Annotated in this window: 4 protein-coding genes and 1 pseudogene; 2 read left to right on the plus strand and 3 right to left on the minus strand. The window is 70.2% G+C overall.

Annotation, left to right across the window (positions count from 1 at the left end; all coding sequences use genetic code 11):
* Positions 1-280: 280 nt before the first annotated feature.
* Positions 281-517: a hypothetical protein gene (locus tag ACLFOB_RS14670; protein ID WP_410926566.1), complete on the plus strand. Its 237-nt coding sequence runs from the start codon at positions 281-283 to the stop codon at positions 515-517.
* Positions 518-878: 361 nt separating this feature from the next.
* On the opposite strand, the gene ACLFOB_RS14675 is transcribed toward ACLFOB_RS14670, so the two are convergent.
* Entirely contained in the window at positions 879-1,490 is a 612-nt protein-coding gene (locus ACLFOB_RS14675) for a GcrA family cell cycle regulator (protein ID WP_410926567.1), read from the minus strand.
* Between the two features lie 151 nt (positions 1,491-1,641).
* Here ACLFOB_RS14675 and ACLFOB_RS14680 point away from each other — a divergent pair, with 151 nt between their 5' ends.
* A complete protein-coding gene (locus ACLFOB_RS14680) occupies positions 1,642-2,472 on the plus strand; it encodes an ABC transporter permease (RefSeq protein WP_410926568.1) in 831 nt (276 codons plus the stop codon).
* Between the two features lie 109 nt (positions 2,473-2,581).
* On the opposite strand, the pseudogene ACLFOB_RS14685 reads toward ACLFOB_RS14680, so the two are convergent.
* Together ACLFOB_RS14685 and ACLFOB_RS14690 are read right to left on the minus strand one after the other, a co-directional pair.
* Positions 2,582-2,935 (minus strand): annotated as a pseudogene (locus tag ACLFOB_RS14685) (ISAs1 family transposase); the annotation flags it as partial.
* Positions 2,936-2,950: 15 nt separating this feature from the next.
* Entirely contained in the window at positions 2,951-3,241 is a 291-nt protein-coding gene (locus ACLFOB_RS14690) for a hypothetical protein (protein ID WP_410926569.1), read from the minus strand.
* Between the last annotated feature and the right edge of the window lie 136 nt (positions 3,242-3,377).

The raw sequence follows: 3,377 nt of genomic DNA on the forward strand, positions 1-3,377 counted from the left end.
TCGCTGTCCACCAGCGCCTTGGGGCAGCCGAGAGAGACCATGCCTATGGTGGGCTGTCCGGGACGGCGTGTCTCCGTCAGCGCGGGCGCGGCGCGGTCGGGGCGCAGGTCGGGCGGGTTCGCTGTCATGGCCGGCATATAGGCCTCCGGGGGCAGGACGCACAAGGCGCGGCGCAAGGCGCTTGCAAGCGCCTTGGCCAAGCGGTTTCCAAACCGCTTGGCCGGCGCGGCAGCCGACGGCCTGCACACTGCCCGCGATGTCGTGGACGGGGCGCCCCGGCGTGTTCGACGAAGGGGTGGCCGGGCGCGCGCTTCGAATGGCCCTGCGCGACGGTCCACTGCGGCCCGCGCATCTCCTGTCGCTGCACGCCGTGCAGGCGCTGCCGCTGACGGCGCTTCGGCTCGACCGGCGTCGCGCCGGGGCGCTGCCCCTCGCCCGGGCGCGTGCGCTCGACGCCACGTTCACGCGCGCCGGCTTCGTGCAGGCGCTGACGGGGCTGCCGCCGAACCGGGCATGACCGCCCCGCGGGGCGACAGGACGCTCGGCCAGGTCCCGTAGAGGGCCGCGCACGCCACCTCGCAACCGGCCCGTCGGTGTTCATCTGCACCCCGGGGTTCCTCCGGGGGGCGGTCGCGGATCGCGGCAACGAGGGCCTTTGCATCCGGCACGCACGGAGGGGCCGCGCCCGACGCGCGATCGCCGCGACGTCCGGGACCATTCAGCGCTCAGTCCCCACGCCGCGCCTCGCTGCTGCGCGGCATTCCGTCCCCCGAAGCGGTGTTGGTGCCCATCGCGTGCCCGGGCAGCGCGGTCAGACGCGCCACGCTTGCGCCCCGCGGAAGCTGCGCAGGCTGGGACAGGCGGGGCCCGTCACACCCTCAGCGCCGCCTGTCCCGCCGCGCGCTCATCGGCTGGAAGGCCACGCCGACATGCGCCTCGCAATAGGGCTTGCCGGGCTGCACGGGCAGGCCGCAGAACCAGAAGTCCGCAGTGGACGGGTCGCCCACGGGCCACTTGCAGGTCCGCTCGGTCAGTTCCATCAGCGTGAGCTTGCGCGCCTTCTTCTCGACCTCGCTGACCTTGGCCAGCGCCTCGGGGCTGACCTCGTTCGCCGATGGCTGCGGCGGCAGCGGCTGGCCGGCCGGCACGATCACGCGGCGGGCGGGTGCCGTCGGCTCCTCGGGCGCGGGCGCGGCCTGTTCGGCGACGACGGTCTCCGCCTGCGCCGGGGCAGGCTCCGGCGCAGGCTCCGGGTCGGGAGCCGCGCGTGCCTCGCCCCGGAGCGCAGGCTCGGCCGCCGGTTCCTCCGGCGGGGGGGCGGCGGCCGGACCGGACGCTGCCGCGCCCCGGTTCGACAGCCCCAGGCGGTGGACCTTGCCGATGACCGCGTTGCGTGTCACGCCGCCCAGTTCCTTGGCGATCTGCGAGGCCGACTGCCCCTCGCTCCACATCTTCTTCAACAACTCGACGCGCTCGTCGGTCCAGGACATGCGGCTTCCTATCTGCTTGCGTGAGACCCGCCTGTCGCGGGCCTTGTGCGGCACGCCGCAGGGGCGCCCGCATGGACATTCCGGGAGTGCCTATTCTATGCACTCGGCCCGGGGTTACAAGGCCGCGAGACGCGGCGACAGGAGGCAGGCGATGGCGACGCGCAGCGGGACGGAAACGGGGCCTGGGCTGCAGGCGATGGGCGTGCGCCGCTTCGGGCGCGTCAACTGGCTGGGGCTCTGGACCCTGATCGAACGCGAGGTGATGCGCTTCGTCGCGGTCTGGACCCAGACGCTGCTGGCGCCGCTGGTGACCGCCGGGCTTTTCGTCGCGATCTTCACGCTGGCCATCGGCCCGCGGCGGGGCGAGGTCATGGGCGTGGATTTCACCAGCTTCATCGCGCCGGGCATCCTGATGATGATGGTGATCCAGAACGCCTTTGCCAATTCGTCCTCCTCGATCATGGTCTCGAAGGTGCAGGGCAACATCGTCGACACGCTGATGCCGCCGCTCTCGGCGGGCGAACTGGTGATCGGCTACCTTGCCGGGGCCGTGGCGCGGGGGCTTGTCGTGGCCCTGGCGATCGGGCTCGGCATCTACCTCGTTCTCGGGATCGGCACGGCGCATCCGCTCTGGACGCTGGTCTTCGTGCTTCTGGGGGCGGCCTTCCTCGGCGGGCTGGGAATGATCGCGGGCATCTTCGCGCAGAAGTTCGATCAGATGGCGGCGATCACGAATTTCGTCATCACCCCGCTCAGCTTTCTCTCCGGCACCTTCTATTCTACCGAGGCGCTGCCCGATGCCCTGTGGTGGGTGACCCACGCGAACCCGGTATTCTACCTCATCGACGGCGCGCGCTACGGCGTGCTCGGCATCTCGGACAGCTCGCCCTGGCTGGCGCTGGTCGTCTGCCTCGCATCGACCGCGGCGGTCGGGCTGGCCTGCTGGGCGCTCGTCCGGCAGGGGACGCGGCTGAAGGCATGACCGCCTGCGGGACCGCGCCGCGCCCGCCGCGATGCCCGCAAACCCCCGCAGACCCCGCGGCCGGGAGGGCAACGGGCAGCCCCCCGAAGGCAGGGCAATCGCGTTTGACTCACGGAATGGCCAGACCATTGAGAATGCTCCGTAAGTAGTCGTCGCTCCAACCCGCTTTCTTGAGCTTGATGGAGAGCGAGCCCTTCGACGTGTCTCGTCTGACAACGTCGAGTGCGCGGCGACGCAGGACAGCAAGGTTGCCCGGGCCGTTGTCCTTTCGGTTGCGCGCGGCGTCCTCTCGGAACGACACGTCGAGTTGCCAGTGCAGGGCGTTCTCGATGGCCCAGTGGTCGCGGACTGTTGACAGCAGGACGTCGGGCGCAGGCATCCAGGACAGAGCGAAGAACCGGGTTTCAGAGGTCACCCTGCCGTCCGTTTCCCGGGTCGCCCCGATCCGGCCGAACCCCTTGAGGTCCGGAAATTCATGTTAATCTCCCAATGCCTTGGCCGAAACCACGATGGCTTTGCGGGTCTCCTTGCGGCCATGGCCGGTGTCCTCGGTCACCGCTTCGGGATGGGCTGCCTCGAGCCCGGTGAAACAGCCGCGGGCGTCGGACAGAAGCGACTCCTGATTGGCTTTCAGAGCGAGGCACCAGTTACCGCCGCCCGCGTTGATGGCTGCAACCGTACGGCGATTGCAGTGCAGGGCATCCCCGGTGACCACCTTGCCCCGGAGCGCAACCAGCCCCTGAGCCTCGATCGCCGCATCGAGCTCCATGCCCCGGTCGGCGGGCCTTGCAGTTACCCACAAAGTCGTGCGGCGAATTGAGTCCACCCACGAGACTTGGCCTTGCCGGCGTCGATACGATCATGATTCGTCATGTGGCACCGAATGGATCGAGGTGCGGGCATGG

Source organism: Rhodosalinus sp. (assembly GCF_046542825.1).
Lineage (GTDB): Bacteria > Pseudomonadota > Alphaproteobacteria > Rhodobacterales > Rhodobacteraceae > Rhodosalinus.

Coding starts and splice junctions, on each gene's coding strand:
- ACLFOB_RS14680 (WP_410926568.1), top strand. CDS start 1,642: ATGGCGACGCGCAGCGGGACGGAAACGGGGCCTGGGCTGCAGGCGATG.
- ACLFOB_RS14690 (WP_410926569.1), bottom strand. CDS start 3,241: ATGGAGCTCGATGCGGCGATCGAGGCTCAGGGGCTGGTTGCGCTCCGG.
- ACLFOB_RS14675 (WP_410926567.1), bottom strand. CDS start 1,490: ATGTCCTGGACCGACGAGCGCGTCGAGTTGTTGAAGAAGATGTGGAGC.